The sequence below is a fragment of the Streptomyces sp. NBC_00038 genome (genome assembly GCF_026343635.1).
In the GTDB taxonomy this organism is placed as follows: Bacteria; Actinomycetota; Actinomycetes; order Streptomycetales; family Streptomycetaceae; genus Streptomyces.
The window spans coordinates 2,801,000-2,814,479 of sequence record NZ_JAPELQ010000001.1; the positions used below are offsets into that span (position 1 = coordinate 2,801,000).

Consider the following 13,480-nt stretch of genomic DNA (forward strand, 5'->3'; position numbering starts at 1 on the left):
CGCACCTAACAAACGTTTGGTGGAAAGATAGCTGAAGGTAGCTGATGTGCCCATGGGTGTCTCCACCTCGACCCCGGAAAAGGGGATCTCCGTCGTCACGGTCGACTTCCCACCGGTGAACGCGCTGCCGGTGCGGGGCTGGTTCGACCTGGCCGACGCCGTCCGCGCGGCAGGCCGCGACCCCGGGATCCACTGCGTCGTGCTGGCCGCGGAGGGCCGCGGTTTCAACGCGGGCGTGGACATCAAGGAGATACAGCGGGACACCACCGGTCATGACTCCCTGATAGGCGCGAACCGCGGCTGCTTCGAGGCGTTCGCGGCGGTGTACGAGTGCGAGGTGCCGGTGGTGGCGGCGGTTCAGGGCTTCTGTCTGGGCGGCGGGATAGGCCTCGTCGGCAACGCGGACGCGATCGTGGCGAGCGACGACGCCACCTTCGGGCTGCCCGAGCTGGACCGCGGCGCGCTCGGCGCGGCCACCCATCTGGCCCGCCTGGTCCCGCACCACCTGATGCGTGTCCTCTACTACACCTCGCGCACCGCGACCGCGGCCGAGCTGCACGCACACGGCTCGGTGTGGCAGGTCGTGCCGCGCGCCGAACTGCGCGCGGCCGCCCTGGAGCTGGCCCGCGAGATCGCCGCGAAGGACGGCCGTCTCGTCCGGCTCGCCAAGGCCGCCATCAACGGCATCGACCCCGTCGACGTACGCCGCAGCTACCGCTTCGAGCAGGGCTTCACCTACGAGGCCGCTCTCAGCGGGGTGGCCGACCGCGTCCGTGACAGCTTCGGCAAGGAGGCCACTCAGTGAGCGACAAGACCATGTCGGCCCAGGAAGCCGTGGGCCGCCTGGAGAGCGGGATGACCCTCGGCATCGGCGGCTGGGGTTCACGCCGCAAGCCGATGGCCCTGGTGAGAGCACTGCTCCGGTCCGGGATCACCGATCTCACCGTCGTCTCGTACGGCGGCCCGGACGTGGGCCTGCTCGCCGCCGCCGGGCGGATACGGAAACTGGTGACCCCGTTCGCGACCCTCGACTCGATCCCGCTCGAACCGCACTACCGCGCGGCGCGCGAGCGCGGGGCCTTCGAGCTGATGGAGGTCGACGAGGCGTCGTTCATGTGGGGACTGCACGCCGCCGCGAACCGGCTGCCCTTCCTGCCGGTGCGCTCCGGGCTCGGCTCGGACGTGATGCGGGTCAACCCCGGCCTGCGGACGGTCACTTCGCCTTACGCCGATGAACTCACCGGCGTCAGGGAGGAGTTCGTCGCCATGCCCGCCCTGCGGCTGGACGCGGCCCTGGTCCACATGAACCGCGCGGACCGCGCGGGCAACGGCCAGTACTTGGGTCCCGACCCCTACTTCGACGACCTGTTCTGCGAGGCGGCGGACGCGGCGTACGTCTCCTGCGAGCGGATCGTCGACACGGCGGAGCTGACCAAGGAGGCCGCGCCGCAGACCCTGCTGCTCAAGCGGTCGAGCGTGACGGGTGTCGTCGAGGCACCGAACGGCGCGCACTTCACGTCCTGCGCGCCGGACTACGGACGCGACGAGGCCTTCCAGAAGCTCTACGCGACCACGCCGTACGCGGAGTTCGCCGAGCGGTTCCTCGGCGGCGACGAGCACGCCTATCAGAGCACCGTCCAGGCCTGGCAGAAGGAGCGGCACCAGTGAGTCCGACACCGGCCGAGTACTGCGTGATCGCGTGTGCCGAGGCCTGGCGGGACAACGGCGAGGTGCTCGCCAGCCCCATGGGCCTGATCCCGTCCATCGGCGCCCGCCTCGCCAAGCGCACCTTCTCCCCCGATCTGCTGCTGACCGACGGCGAGGCGATGCTCGTCGGCCTCGACGGGACCCCGGAGGGCTGGCTGCCGTACCGGCAGCACCTGACGATGGTGACCGGCGGGCGCCGGCACGTGATGATGGGCGCGAGCCAGATCGACCGCTTCGGCAACCAGAACATCTCGTGCGTCGGCGACTGGGCCAGGCCGAAGCGCCAACTGCTCGGCGTGCGCGGCGCACCGGTCAACACCCTCAACAATCCGACCAGTTACTGGATCCCGAAGCACTCCCGGCGCGTCTTCGTCCCGAAGGTCGACATGGTGTGCGGGGTGGGGTACGACCGCGCCGCCGCGGCGGGTCCGAGTGCCACCCGCTTCCACCGCATCCCCTGTGTGGTGACCGACCTCGGCGTCTTCGACTTCGCCACCCCCGACCACTCGATGCGCCTCGCCTCGCTGCATCCGGGCGTCACCGTCGAGCGGGTCAGGGAGGCGACGGGCTTCGAGCTGTACGTCCCCGACGAGGTGCCGTACACCCGCGAACCGACCCCAGCAGAGCTGGAGTTGATCCGCGAGGTCATCGACCCGTCGGGCGCTCGGGACCGCGAGGTTCTTGGGGCCGGCCCGATTCCCGGGGCCGCTGGGACCGGCGCCGCCAAGACCGGGGCCGCCGAGGCCGGATCAGCCGGGACCGGGCCGGCCAAAGCCGGGGACCGCTGATGGACACCGCGTTCACCCGACTCGTCGGCGTCCGCCACCCGATCGTGCAGACCGGCATGGGCTGGGTGGCGGGCCCCCGCCTGGTCTCCGCCACGGCGGACGCGGGCGCACTGGGCGTCCTGGCCTCCGCGACGATGACCGTGGACCAACTGCGGGACGCCGTACGGGAGGTCGGGTCCCGCACGGACGCGCCGTTCGGCGTGAATCTGCGGGCCGACGCGGGGGACGCGGGCGACCGGGTGCGGATCATCATCGACGAAGGCGTACGCGTCGCCTCCTTCGCGCTGGCCCCTTCACGCGAGCTGATCGCGGAGCTGAAGGACGCGGGCGTGGTCGTCATCCCCTCCGTCGGAGCGTGCCGGCACGCCGAGAAGGTGGCCGCCTGGGGTGCGGACGCGGTGATCGTGCAGGGCGGTGAGGGCGGCGGGCACACCGGGGAGGTGGCGACGACCGTGCTGCTGCCGCAGGTGGTGGACGCGGTCGGCATACCGGTCGTGGCGGCGGGCGGTTTCCACGACGGGCGGGGGCTGGTGGCCGCGCTGGCGTTCGGCGCGGCGGGCATCGCCATGGGCACGCGTTTCCTGCTGACCTCCGACTCGACGGTCCCGGACGCGGTGAAGGCGAGGTACCTGGCGGCGACGGTCAAGGACGTCACGGTCACGACGGCCGTCGACGGCCTCCCGCACCGCATGCTGCGTACGGACTTCGTCGACTCCCTGGAGAAGTCGGGCCGTACGAGGGCTCTCGCTCAGGCCGTCCGCCGGGCGGCCGGCTTCCGGAAGATGTCCGGCCTCTCCTGGCCCGCCATGATCCGCGACGGCCTCGCGATGAAGCACGGCAAGGACCTGTCCTGGAGCCAGGTCCTCCTCGCCGCCAACACGCCCATGCTGCTCAAGTCCGCGATGGTGGACGGGCGTACGGACCTCGGGGTGATGGCGTCGGGGCAGGTCGCCGGGGTGATCGACGACCTGCCCTCGTGCACGGAGCTGGTGGACCGGATCATGACCGAGGCCGAGGAGACCTTGAAGTCCCTGGAGCTGCTCAGAGCCGCTCGATGATGGTGACGTTCGCCTGACCGCCGCCCTCGCACATGGTCTGGAGCCCGAACCGGCCCCCGGTGCGCTCCAGTTCGTGCAGCAGGGTCGTCATCAGCTTCACGCCGGTGGCGCCCAGCGGATGGCCGAGGGCGATCGCGCCGCCGTTGACGTTGACCTTGTCCGGGTCGGCGCCGGTCTCCTTGAGCCAGGCGAGGACGACCGGTGCGAAGGCCTCGTTGATCTCGACGAGGTCGATGTCGCCGATGGACATGCCGGTCTTCTTGAGGGCGTGCGCGGTGGCCGGGATGGGGGCCGAGAGCATGCGGATGGGGTCCTCGCCGCGTACGGAGAGGTGGTGCACGCGGGCGCGAGGGGTCAACCCGTGTTCCCGTACGGCCCGTTCGGAGGCGAGGAGCATCGCGGCGGCGCCGTCGGAGACCTGGGAGGAGCAGGCGGCGGTGACGGTGCCACCGTCGATGACCGGTTTCAAGGCGGCCATCTTCTCCAGCGAGGTGTCCCGGCGCGGGCCCTCGTCGACCGTGGCCTCCCCGTGCGCCACGGTCTCGCGCGCGAAGCGGCCCTCGTCGATGGCACGGATCGCGCGCTCGTGGGAGCGGAGGGCGAACTCCTCCTGGTCCAGGCGGCTGATGCCCCACTTGGCGGCGATCAGCTCCGCGCCGTGGAACTGGTTGACGGGCCGGTCGCCGTAGCGCGCCCGCCAGCCCTCGCTGCCCGCGAAGGGGCCCTGTGTGAGGCCGAGCGGTTCGGTGGCCTGGCGGGAGGCGAAGGCGATGGGTATCTGGCTCATGTTCTGGACGCCGCCGGCGACCACCAGGTCCTGGGTGCCGGACAGGACGCCCTGGGCGGCGAAGTGCACGGCCTGCTGGGAGGATCCGCACTGCCGGTCGACGGTGACTCCCGGCACCTCCTCGGGCAGCCCGGCGGCCAGCCAGGCGGTGCGTGCGATGTCCCCGGCCTGCGGCCCGACCGTGTCGAGGCATCCGAAGACGACGTCCTCGACGGCGGCCGGGTCCACACCCGACCGCTCGACCAGGGCTTTGAGGACATGCGCGCCGAGGTCGGCCGAGTGGACGCCGCTCAGGCCTCCCCTGCGCCGCCCGACGGGCGTACGGACCGCTTCGACGATGTAGGCCTCGGCCATGACAACTCCCTCAGGGAAATGCGGACATGGGGCTCGCGGACATGGGTCATTCGCGTACGGAGATCCCGTCGAGCACCATCGACAGGTACTGCCGGGCGATCTCCTCCGGGCTGTGGTGCCCGCCGGGCCGGTACCAGGACGCGGCGACCCACACGGTGTCGCGCACGAACCGGTAGGTGAGCCGGATGTCGAGGTCGGCCCGGAAGACCTCGGCGGCCACACCGCGCTCCAGCGTGCTCAGCCACGCCTTCTCGAAGTTGCGCTGCGACTCGGTGAGGAACGCGAAGCGCTGCTGCGCGGCGAGGTGTCTGGACTCCTTCTGGTAGATCGCGACGGCGGCGCGGTGCCGGTCGATCTCCCGGAAGGACTCGGTGACCAGGGCCTCCAGGGTTTCCCTGGGCCCGAGTTCGGCGTCCAGGACGGTGTCGTACCCGTCCCAGAGCTCGTCGAGGAAGGTCCGCAGGATCTCCTCCAGCATCGATTCCTTGGAGTCGAAGTGGTAGTAGAGACTGCCCGCGAGCATTCCGGCCTGGTCGGCGATCTTGCGTACGGTGGTGGCGTTGTAGCCCTGCTCGGCGAAGACCTCGGCGGCCGTGTCGAGCAGTTCGCGGCGCCGCTCCGGCGAGGCGGTCACCTGGGGCTTCTTCTTGGTAGGCACGGACCCATTGTGGTCCTGCGCTCCTCGTAACCACGCATGCCGGCCGCCTCGCCCCTACGCGTGCTGGCTGCTGACGGACACGACTTCCCCGGTCATGTACGAGGAGTAGCCGGAAGCCAGGAACACGATCACGTTGGCCACCTCCCAGGGCTCGGCGTACCGCCCGTAAGCCTCGCGCGCCGTCAGTTCCTCAAGGAGTTCCGGAGTGGTCACCTTCACCAGGTGCGGGTGCATGGCGAGGCTCGGTGACACGGCGTTGACCCGCACTCCGTAAGCGGCGGCCTCGATCGCCGCGCAGCGGGTGAGCGCCATGACCCCGGCCTTCGCGGCGGCGTAATGCGCCTGCCCGGCCTGGGCCCGCCAGCCGACGACGGAGGCGTTGTTGACGACGACTCCGCCACCGGCCTGCTCCTTGAGCATCCGCAGGGCCGCCCGCGTGCACCGGAACGTGCCGTTCAACGTCACGTCGAGCACCTTCGACCACTGCTCGTCCGTCATGTCGACGAGGGCCGAAGTACCGCCGAGACCGGCGTTGTTGACGACTATGTCCAGGCCTCCGTGCAGTTCCCGAGCCGTGCCGAAGAGGGCTTGGACCTGGTCCTCGTCGGTGACGTCGCAGGGCAGCGAGGCGACACTCGCGGCACCGAACTCGGCTGCCAGGGCCTCGGCGCTCTCCTTGAGCCGCCGCGCGTGCGTGTCGCCGATCAGCACGCGGGCGCCCTCTTCGAGGAACCTGCGCGCGGTGGCTCCGCCGATGCCGGCGCCGGCCGCGGCGGTGATGACGGCCGTGCGCCCCTTCAGCAGCCCGTGCCCGGATACGTACGCCGGACTCTCGACGTCGCTCATGGCTCCACGCTAACCTACCAAACACTTGTTAGGGAAGGTTGCCGCCGAAGGGTTCCCCCCAAGGGTGCCGCCGAAGGGTGCTGCCGATGGATCTCGACCACTCCCCCGCCGACGAGGCGTTCCGCGCCGAGGCCCGGGCCTGGCTCGCGGCCCATGTGCCGCCCGTCCCCCTCCCCTCCCTGGAGACCGGGGAGGGCTTCGCCGCACACCGCGCGTGGGAGTCCGAACTCGCCGCGGACCGCTGGTCGGTGGTGTCGTGGCCGACGGCGTACGGCGGCCGGGGCGTGGACATCGTCCGGTGGCTGGTCTTCGAGGAGGAGTACTACGCGGCGGGCGCGCCGGGCCGGGTCAGCCAGAACGGCATCAACCTGCTGGCTCCCACCCTCTTCGACCACGGGACTGAGGAGCAACGCGCGCGCGTTCTGCCGCCGATGGCCACGGGCGAGACCATCTGGGCGCAGGCGTGGTCCGAGCCCGAGGCCGGTTCCGACCTGGCCTCGCTCACCTCCCGCGCGGTGCGCACGGACGGGGGCTGGCTGCTGAGCGGGCAGAAGACGTGGTCGTCGCGGGCCGCGTTCGCGGACCGCGCGTTCGGCCTGTTCCGCAGCGAGCCGGACACCCCGAAACCCCACCAGGGCCTCACCTACCTGATGTTCGACCTGCGCGCACCGGGTGTGACGGTCCGCCCGATCGGCCGCCTGGACGGCAGACCCGCCTTCGCCGAGCTCTTCCTCGACTCCGTCTTCGTCCCGGACGAGGACGTGATCGGGGAGGTGGGTCAAGGCTGGCGGGTCGCCATGTCGACAGCGGGCAACGAACGCGGTCTGACGCTGCGCTCCCCTGGCCGCTTCCTGGCCGCCGCCGACCGGCTGGCCGACCTCTGGCGCACCCATGGCGACCCCGCGGACACGGCCCTGCGCGACCGGGTGGCCGACGCGGTGATCGGCGCCCGCGCCTACCAGCTCTTCACCTACGCCGGCGCCTCCCGTTTCGCCGCCGGGGAGCCGATCGGTCCTGAGTCCAGCCTGAACAAGGTCTTCTGGTCCGAGTACGACATCGCGCTGCACGAGACGGCACTCGATCTGCTGGGCCCGGAGGGCGAGTTGGCGGACACCGACTGGTCCGAGGGCTATGTCTTCTCCCTCGCCGGACCCCTCTACGCCGGCACCAACGAGATCCAGCGCGACATCATCGCCGAGCGCCTCCTCGGCCTCCCGAAGGGCCGCCGCTGATGCGCTTCCTCCTCGACCCCGAGCAGCGCGCCTTCGCCGACTCGCTGAACGCGCTGCTGACGGCGGCGGACACCCCGCAGGTCATACGCGCCTGGGCCAACGGCGACCACACCCCCGGCCGCGCCCTGTGGTCCCGCCTCGCCGACGCGGGCGTCTTCGCACTCGCGATACCGGAGGCGTACGAGGGGGTGGGCCCCCTTCCCGTGGAACTGGCCGTCGCCTTCGTCGAGTTGGGCCGCCACGGGGTGCCGGGCCCACTGGTGGAGACGGTGGCCGCGGCCGCGCTGCTCACCGAGCTGGGTGAGTCGGGCCCCGCCAAGCGCCTGCTGCCCGCGCTGGCCTCGGGCCAGGCCCTGGCAACGGTGGCCCTGCCGGGCGGGGGCCCGTTCGTCCTGGACGCGGAAGCGGCGGACATCCACCTCTCGGTGAGCTCCCCAGGAGCCCCCGCAGAGGTCCACCGGACCACACCAGACACCCGCCTGCACCTCGGCGGCAACGGTCCGACGGGATCAGCACGCCCCTCCCTCGACCCCGCCCGCCACCTCACCCTCCCCCACACCACCGGTGAACTCCTCGCCACCGGCCCCCAGGTGACCCGCGCCGCCACCCAGGCACTCACCTGGGCCCGGCTCGCCACCGCCGCCCAGGCACTCGGTGTCGGACTCGCCCTCCTCGACCGGACGGTGGGGTACGTCAAGCAGCGCACCCAGTTCGGCGTCCCCATCGGCTCGTTCCAAGCCGTCAAGCACCAGCTGGCGGACGCGAAGATCGCCCTGGAGTTCGCGCGGCCCCTGCTGTTCGGCGCGGCGCTGTCCATGGCACCGGCCGACGTCGCGGCGGCCAAGGTCGCCGCGGGTGAGGCGGCGTACGCGACCGCCCGTACGGCGCTGCAGCTGCACGGCGCGATCGGCTACACGGCCGAGTACGACCTGTCGCTCTGGCTCACCAAGGCCCGTGCCCTGCGCACCGCGTGGGGCAGCCCGGCCGAGTGCAGGGCCGAAGTCCTCAGCGCTGTCAGTGGTGGTGCTCCTCGCTCGTGAGCTCCCGGTACTCCTCCGCCGTCGGCTTCGGGATCTGCGTGCCGGGCCCGTACATGGCCCGGGCGAGTCGCGCCCGCAGCTTGCGCGAGGGACCGACGCGGCGGGTGACACCGTTCGCGTCGACGAGCGGACCCACCTCGTACGGCGCTGCCTGGTCATGCTGGGTGAGGGCGAACCGCTGTGCCTGTGTGAGCGGTTCGTGGACCTCGACGAACTCGCCGTGCGGGAGCCGCTTGATGGTGCCCGACTCCCGTCCGTGCAGCACCTTGTCGCGGTCCCTGCGCTGCAGGCCCATACAGATCCGCCGCGTGACGACGAAGGCGAGCACCGGCACGGCGAAGAAGGAGATCCGCACGAACCACGTGATCGAGTTGATCGACAGGTGCAGATGCGTGGCCACGATGTCGTTGCCGCCGCCGATCAGCAACACCGCGTACAGACTCAGCCAGGCCACGCCGAGACCCGTGCGGGTGGGCGCGTTGCGCGGCCGGTCCAGGATGTGGTGTTCGCGGGTGTCCCCGGTGATCCATGCCTCGATGAACGGGTACACGCCGATCGCCAGCATGATCAGCGGGAAGAGGGAGAAGGGGATGAAGACGCCCAACGCCAGTGTGTGGCCGAAGGCGTTGATCTCCCATCCCGGCATCACCCGGATCAGTCCCTCGGAGAAGCCGAGGTACCAGTCGGGTTGGGCGCCGGTGGTGACCAGGTCGGGACGGTAGGGACCGAAGGCCCACACGGGGTTGATCGTCGCGATCGCCCCCATCATCGACAGCACCCCGAAGACCAGGAAGAAGAAGCCGCCCGCCTTGGCCATGTAGACCGGCATGAACGGCATGCCGACCACGGACTTCTCGTCCCGTCCGGCACCGGGGTACTGCGTGTGCTTGTGGTAGATGACCAGGATCAGATGGGCGACCACCAGGCCCAGCATGATTCCGGGCAGCAGGAGCACGTGGATCGGGAAGAAGCGCGGAATGATGTCGTGGCCCGGGAACTCTCCTCCGAAGAGGAAGAAGGAGAGGTACGTCCCCACGACCGGGACCGACAGGATCGCGCCCTGCGCGAAGCGGACGCCGGTGCCCGAGAGCAGGTCGTCGGGGAGCGAGTAGCCGGTCAGGCCGGTGATGATCCCGAGGAACAACAGGGTCCAGCCGAAGACCCAGTTGACCTCGCGCGGCTTGCGGAACGCGCCGGTGAAGAACACCCGCATCATGTGCACGAGCATCCCGGCGACGAACACGAGCGCCGCCCAGTGGTGGATCTGCCGGATCAGCAGTCCGCCGCGCACGTCGAAGCTGATGTCGAGTGTGGACTCGTACGCCCGCGTCATGATGACGCCGTTGAGGGGTTCGTACGAGCCGTTGTAGACGACCTCGATCCCGCTCGGCTCGAAGAACAGCGTGAGGTAGACGCCGGTGAGGATCAGGACGATGAAGCTGTAGAGGCAGACCTCGCCCAGCATGAACGACCAGTGGTCCGGAAAGACCTTGCGCAGGTTGGCCTTGGCCAACGGGTACAGCCCGAGCCGCCCGTCGGCCCAGTCCGCGAGCCGCTCGCCCTTGGCCGGCTGCACCGGTCGCGCGCCCATGAGTAGCCTTCCCCTCGGCTCCTCTCAGGGTGGCACGGCGTCCCGGCCAAGCCAACGGGTTCAACCTCGTGGAGTGACACCGACCACGGCGGTACGGCCCATCGCGTGCAGCACGGCCGCCTCCTCGCCGGTGAGCAGCGCGGCGTCGTACCGCCCCAGGGTCAGCCCGGCCACCTCGGCGCTCCCGTCGAGGGCGACCACGAGAACGGGCGCGGCGGGGAGGGGCAGGCGGCCGCGTACGACGGCGACCGTCGGGGCCGTGCGACCGGCTCCCCGGCGCCACATCACGTTGAAGTTCACGACCCGGCCGTCGAGCAGCCGGCAGTCGGTGGGGACGTCGCCCCTGAAGTCCTGGGGTACGTAACGGGAGTCGACGAGCCGCCGCTCCCCTCCCACGGTCAGGTCCATGCCCGCGCCCTCGACGACGGTGAGGGTGCGGTCGATCTCGGGGAAGGCCGAGAACGGCCCGTCCGCGGCGACCTCCGCGAGGCTCACCCGCCAGTCGAAGTCGTCCATGCCCGCGCCCTCGGGCGAGGCCACAATCTCGCGGGTCACCCCGCCCCCGTTCTTCCAGGGCACGGCGAGCCGTTCGACGGCGGGCAGGAGACGCACGGTCACTGGACGATCCCCTGCGCCCACGCCGCCGCCAGCCACTGCGGGAACTCCCCCACGATCCGGTCGTACAGCTCGCTGTCGGACACCCGCCGCGGATCCGAACCGGCGTGGAAGAACCCGGCGTTGTCGACGACGCGCTTCTGCGGCACCGGCAACTCGTCCAGCTTGCGCAGGAATTCGAACTGCTTGCTCCCCGGATCCCCGAACCCTATGAACTGCCAGAACAGCGGAAGCTTCGCCGCCTTGCACAAGTACCGTTCGGCGGCGAGCTTGTTGATCGGTCCGCCGTCGGTCTGGAAGACGACGAGGGCGGGGTCCTTGGAGCCGCTGTCCAGGTAGTGGTCGATGACCGCGTCCATGGCGAGGTGATAGCTGGTCTTGCCCATGTGCCCGAGCCCGGACACGATCTGCTCGATGCGTCCCTGATGGTTGACGAGGGCGATGTCGGTGACGGCGTCGATGTCGGTCGAAAAGAAGACGACCGGCACCGTCCCGTCGTCGTCCAGGTGCGCCGAGAGCCCCAGCACCCGGTCGGCCAGCGCCTGCACACTGCCGTCCTTGTAGTACGGCTTCATCGACCCCGAGTAGTCCACGACCAGGTACACGGCGGCCCGCTGCCCGCTCAGCCCGTGCTTGGTGAGGGAGACCCCTGCGCTCTTGTACAGACTGACCAGCGCGGGCGCGGTCTCCGCCACCTTGGTGAGGCTGATTCCGGCCATGCGGGGCTCCCGTCGCGCGAGGGTTGCAGAGGCCGAGATTACGTCACCACAGGCACGGGCAGGCACGGGCAGGCACCGCAGACCCCTGCCGTCCCACGTGCACCCCAGTGTTCGCTATTTTGTTCGCCGCAGCCCCACCGGCTCACCGTCCCGCTGTCACCCGCACACATCTCCCGAGGAGCCGACGTGGAGCCCGAGTCCGCCGTCACCACCTGCTACCGCCACCCCAAGGTGGAGTCGCATGTGCGCTGCACCCGGTGCGACCGCTACATATGCCCGGACTGCATGCGCGAGGCGGCCGTCGGTCACCAGTGCCCGGAGTGCGTGAAAGAGGGCGTCCGGTCGGTGAGACAGGCCCGCACCGCCTTCGGCGGCCGGATCTCGACGGCGCCCGTGGTGACGTACGTACTGATCGCGCTCAATGTGCTGGCCTACGTGGGTGAGCTGGTGCGCCCTGCGATCGTGGACCGGTTCGAGATGCTGGGCGCGGGTCTGGTGGGGTCGGACGGTCTGCACTACGTCTGGCAGGCCGTCTATCCCTCGGACTTCCACGCGGAGGGTGTCGTGGACGGGGAGTGGTACCGGCTGCTCACCGGCGCCTTCCTCCATCTGCCGCCCACGGAGGGCACCTTCGGGGTTCTGCACATCGTGATGAACATGGTGTCGCTGTGGAACATCGGCCGCGTCGTGGAGTCCCAGCTCGGCCGGGTCCGCTATGTCGCGCTGTATCTGCTGTCGGCGCTCGGCGGCTCGGTCCTCGTGCTGCTGATCGCGCCGAACACGCCCACGCTCGGCGCATCGGGTGCGATCTTCGGCCTGGGGGCCGCGTACTACGTCATGGCCCGCCGGCTGGGCGCGGACATGCAGAGCGTCAACCGTTTCATGGCGGGCCTGCTGCTGTGGCTGCTGATCTCCGCTGGGCTCACCTCCTGGCAGGGCCACCTCGGCGGTCTGCTGGTGGGCGGCGCGGTCACTCTCGCGTACGCGTACGCACCCCGTGACCGGCGGCGGACGCCGATACAGGCGGCGGTGTGCGTGGGGCTGCTGGTGCTCCTTGTGGTGTCGGCGGCAGCGAAAGTTATCGAACTGAAGAACGGGACAGCGTAGGTCTGCGTTTACTGTGAGCCCCATGAAACGCGCTGGTTGCCTGCTGCTCGCCGCCGTCCCGCTCCTCGCCGCGGCGGCGGTCTACCTCGTCTCGCCCGAGCACGCGGGTACGGCGCAGGCCCAGGCGACCGCGTCGCAGCAGCCCGGGCCCGACGCCAAGTCCCTGTCCGAGCAGGCGGCCGACGACGCACTGATCGCGGACCTGCCGCCCGGTCTCGCCGCGCCGGACAAGAAGGAGCTGGCCCAGAAGCTCGTGGCCAGCGCCGAGAACTCCACGCTGAACTGGCGCAGCACGTACGCCTACGTCGAGGACATCGGCGACGGCCAGGGCTACACGGCGGGAATCGTCGGCTTCTGCACCGGCACCCACGACCTGCTCACGCTCGTCGAGGACTACACGAAGTCCCACCCGGACAACGGCCTCGCCCGCTATCTGCCCGCCCTGCGCAAGGTCGACGGCACGGACTCCCACGAGGGCCTCGACGGCTTTCCGGCGGCCTGGCGCGAGGAAGCCTCGGTGGGTGCCTTCCGCGCCGCCCAGGACTCCGAGCGCGACAGCGTGTACTTCGATCCCGCGGTCCGCCTCGCCAAACTCGACGGCCTCGGCACGCTGGGCCAGTTCATCTACTACGACGCGATGGTCCTGCACGGCCCCGGCACCGGCGCCGACGGCTTCTACGGCCTGCGCGACCGCGCCATGGCCGAGGCCGACACGCCCTCCCAGGGCGGTTCCGAGAAGTCGTACCTCGACATCTTCCTCGACATCCGCCGCAAGGCGATGAAGGCCGACGACGTCCATCTCGACACGACCCGTGTCGACACGGCCCAGCGGAATTTCCTGTACGACGGGAACCTCGGCCTGGACACGCCGCTGGAGTGGAAGGTGTACGGAGAAACGTTCCGGGTGCCCTGACCCGCGACCCGGCAGTCAGGCCGGGCAGGGCCGGGACGCACCACGGCGCTCACCACCGTCCGGTC

The 13,480-nt window shown here is 70.5% G+C and carries 14 protein-coding genes; 8 read left to right on the forward strand and 6 right to left on the reverse strand.

Annotation, left to right across the window (positions count from 1 at the left end; all coding sequences use genetic code 11):
- The first annotated feature begins 52 nt into the window (after positions 1 to 52).
- From OG219_RS12885 to OG219_RS12900, 4 genes are read left to right on the forward strand one after another with little or no spacing between them, the layout of a single operon-like run.
- Positions 53 to 805 (forward strand): enoyl-CoA hydratase family protein, encoded by a 753-nt coding sequence (locus OG219_RS12885; RefSeq protein ID WP_266826006.1) that lies wholly within the window; start codon positions 53 to 55, stop codon positions 803 to 805.
- A complete protein-coding gene (locus OG219_RS12890) occupies positions 802 to 1,668 on the forward strand; it encodes a CoA transferase subunit A (RefSeq protein ID WP_266826008.1) in 867 nt (288 codons plus the stop codon). The genes OG219_RS12885 and OG219_RS12890 overlap by 4 nt, the downstream gene beginning before the upstream one ends.
- Complete coding sequence (locus OG219_RS12895) at positions 1,665 to 2,495, forward strand: CoA-transferase subunit beta (protein ID WP_266826010.1); 831 nt, start codon at positions 1,665 to 1,667, stop codon at positions 2,493 to 2,495. The genes OG219_RS12890 and OG219_RS12895 overlap by 4 nt, the downstream gene beginning before the upstream one ends.
- The gene (locus OG219_RS12900; protein ID WP_266826012.1) at positions 2,495 to 3,553 is read left to right on the forward strand and encodes a nitronate monooxygenase family protein; all 1,059 of its coding nucleotides are present in this window, start codon (positions 2,495 to 2,497) and stop codon (positions 3,551 to 3,553) included. Before OG219_RS12895 ends, OG219_RS12900 begins: the two co-directional genes overlap by 1 nt.
- On the opposite strand, the gene OG219_RS12905 is transcribed toward OG219_RS12900, so the two are convergent.
- Genes OG219_RS12905 through OG219_RS12915 form a run of 3 tightly spaced genes read right to left on the reverse strand, consistent with a single transcriptional unit; the run spans position 3,537 to position 6,198 of the window.
- Positions 3,537 to 4,694: an acetyl-CoA C-acetyltransferase gene (locus tag OG219_RS12905; RefSeq protein WP_266826014.1), complete on the reverse strand. Its 1,158-nt coding sequence runs from the start codon at positions 4,692 to 4,694 to the stop codon at positions 3,537 to 3,539. The genes OG219_RS12900 and OG219_RS12905 overlap by 17 nt on opposite strands.
- A gap of 46 nt (positions 4,695 to 4,740) precedes the next feature.
- On the reverse strand, positions 4,741 to 5,352 hold the full coding sequence (locus OG219_RS12910; protein WP_266465462.1) for a TetR/AcrR family transcriptional regulator: 612 nt from the start codon (positions 5,350 to 5,352) through the stop codon (positions 4,741 to 4,743).
- Positions 5,353 to 5,406: 54 nt separating this feature from the next.
- A complete protein-coding gene (locus OG219_RS12915) occupies positions 5,407 to 6,198 on the reverse strand; it encodes an SDR family oxidoreductase (RefSeq protein ID WP_266826017.1) in 792 nt (263 codons plus the stop codon).
- A gap of 86 nt (positions 6,199 to 6,284) precedes the next feature.
- Here OG219_RS12915 and OG219_RS12920 point away from each other — a divergent pair, with 86 nt between their 5' ends.
- Both OG219_RS12920 and OG219_RS12925 read left to right on the forward strand, forming a co-directional pair.
- Positions 6,285 to 7,430 (forward strand): acyl-CoA dehydrogenase family protein, encoded by a 1,146-nt coding sequence (locus tag OG219_RS12920; RefSeq protein ID WP_266826019.1) that lies wholly within the window; start codon positions 6,285 to 6,287, stop codon positions 7,428 to 7,430.
- Positions 7,430 to 8,470 (forward strand): acyl-CoA dehydrogenase family protein, encoded by a 1,041-nt coding sequence (locus OG219_RS12925; RefSeq protein WP_266826020.1) that lies wholly within the window; start codon positions 7,430 to 7,432, stop codon positions 8,468 to 8,470. Before OG219_RS12920 ends, OG219_RS12925 begins: the two co-directional genes overlap by 1 nt.
- Here the strand turns inward: OG219_RS12925 and OG219_RS12930 are convergent.
- Genes OG219_RS12930 through OG219_RS12940 form a run of 3 tightly spaced genes read right to left on the reverse strand, consistent with a single transcriptional unit; the run spans position 8,445 to position 11,395 of the window.
- Complete coding sequence (locus OG219_RS12930) at positions 8,445 to 10,061, reverse strand: cytochrome bc complex cytochrome b subunit (protein ID WP_266826022.1); 1,617 nt, start codon at positions 10,059 to 10,061, stop codon at positions 8,445 to 8,447. The genes OG219_RS12925 and OG219_RS12930 overlap by 26 nt on opposite strands.
- A 60-nt stretch (positions 10,062 to 10,121) precedes the next feature.
- The gene (locus OG219_RS12935; protein ID WP_266826024.1) at positions 10,122 to 10,679 is read right to left on the reverse strand and encodes a HutD family protein; all 558 of its coding nucleotides are present in this window, start codon (positions 10,677 to 10,679) and stop codon (positions 10,122 to 10,124) included.
- On the reverse strand, positions 10,676 to 11,395 hold the full coding sequence (locus OG219_RS12940; RefSeq protein ID WP_266826026.1) for a VWA domain-containing protein: 720 nt from the start codon (positions 11,393 to 11,395) through the stop codon (positions 10,676 to 10,678). Before OG219_RS12940 ends, OG219_RS12935 begins: the two co-directional genes overlap by 4 nt.
- A gap of 186 nt (positions 11,396 to 11,581) precedes the next feature.
- Between OG219_RS12940 and OG219_RS12945 the strand changes: the two genes are divergently transcribed.
- Together OG219_RS12945 and OG219_RS12950 are read left to right on the forward strand one after the other, a co-directional pair.
- Positions 11,582 to 12,502, forward strand: coding sequence for a rhomboid family intramembrane serine protease (locus tag OG219_RS12945; protein ID WP_266826028.1), 921 nt, complete (start codon positions 11,582 to 11,584; stop codon positions 12,500 to 12,502).
- Positions 12,503 to 12,524: 22 nt separating this feature from the next.
- On the forward strand, positions 12,525 to 13,415 hold the full coding sequence (locus OG219_RS12950; RefSeq protein ID WP_266826030.1) for a chitosanase: 891 nt from the start codon (positions 12,525 to 12,527) through the stop codon (positions 13,413 to 13,415).
- Positions 13,416 to 13,480 lie beyond the last annotated feature (65 nt).

Bases quoted from the DNA above. Each gene is read 5' to 3' on its own strand.
- OG219_RS12885 (WP_266826006.1), top strand. From the start codon at position 53: ATGGGTGTCTCCACCTCGACCCCGGAAAAGGGGATCTCCGTCGTCACG.
- OG219_RS12900 (WP_266826012.1), top strand. From the start codon at position 2,495: ATGGACACCGCGTTCACCCGACTCGTCGGCGTCCGCCACCCGATCGTG.
- OG219_RS12905 (WP_266826014.1), bottom strand. From the start codon at position 4,694: ATGGCCGAGGCCTACATCGTCGAAGCGGTCCGTACGCCCGTCGGGCGG.
- OG219_RS12915 (WP_266826017.1), bottom strand. From the start codon at position 6,198: ATGAGCGACGTCGAGAGTCCGGCGTACGTATCCGGGCACGGGCTGCTG.
- OG219_RS12920 (WP_266826019.1), top strand. From the start codon at position 6,285: ATGGATCTCGACCACTCCCCCGCCGACGAGGCGTTCCGCGCCGAGGCC.
- OG219_RS12925 (WP_266826020.1), top strand. From the start codon at position 7,430: ATGCGCTTCCTCCTCGACCCCGAGCAGCGCGCCTTCGCCGACTCGCTG.
- OG219_RS12930 (WP_266826022.1), bottom strand. From the start codon at position 10,061: ATGGGCGCGCGACCGGTGCAGCCGGCCAAGGGCGAGCGGCTCGCGGAC.
- OG219_RS12940 (WP_266826026.1), bottom strand. From the start codon at position 11,395: ATGGCCGGAATCAGCCTCACCAAGGTGGCGGAGACCGCGCCCGCGCTG.
- OG219_RS12950 (WP_266826030.1), top strand. From the start codon at position 12,525: ATGAAACGCGCTGGTTGCCTGCTGCTCGCCGCCGTCCCGCTCCTCGCC.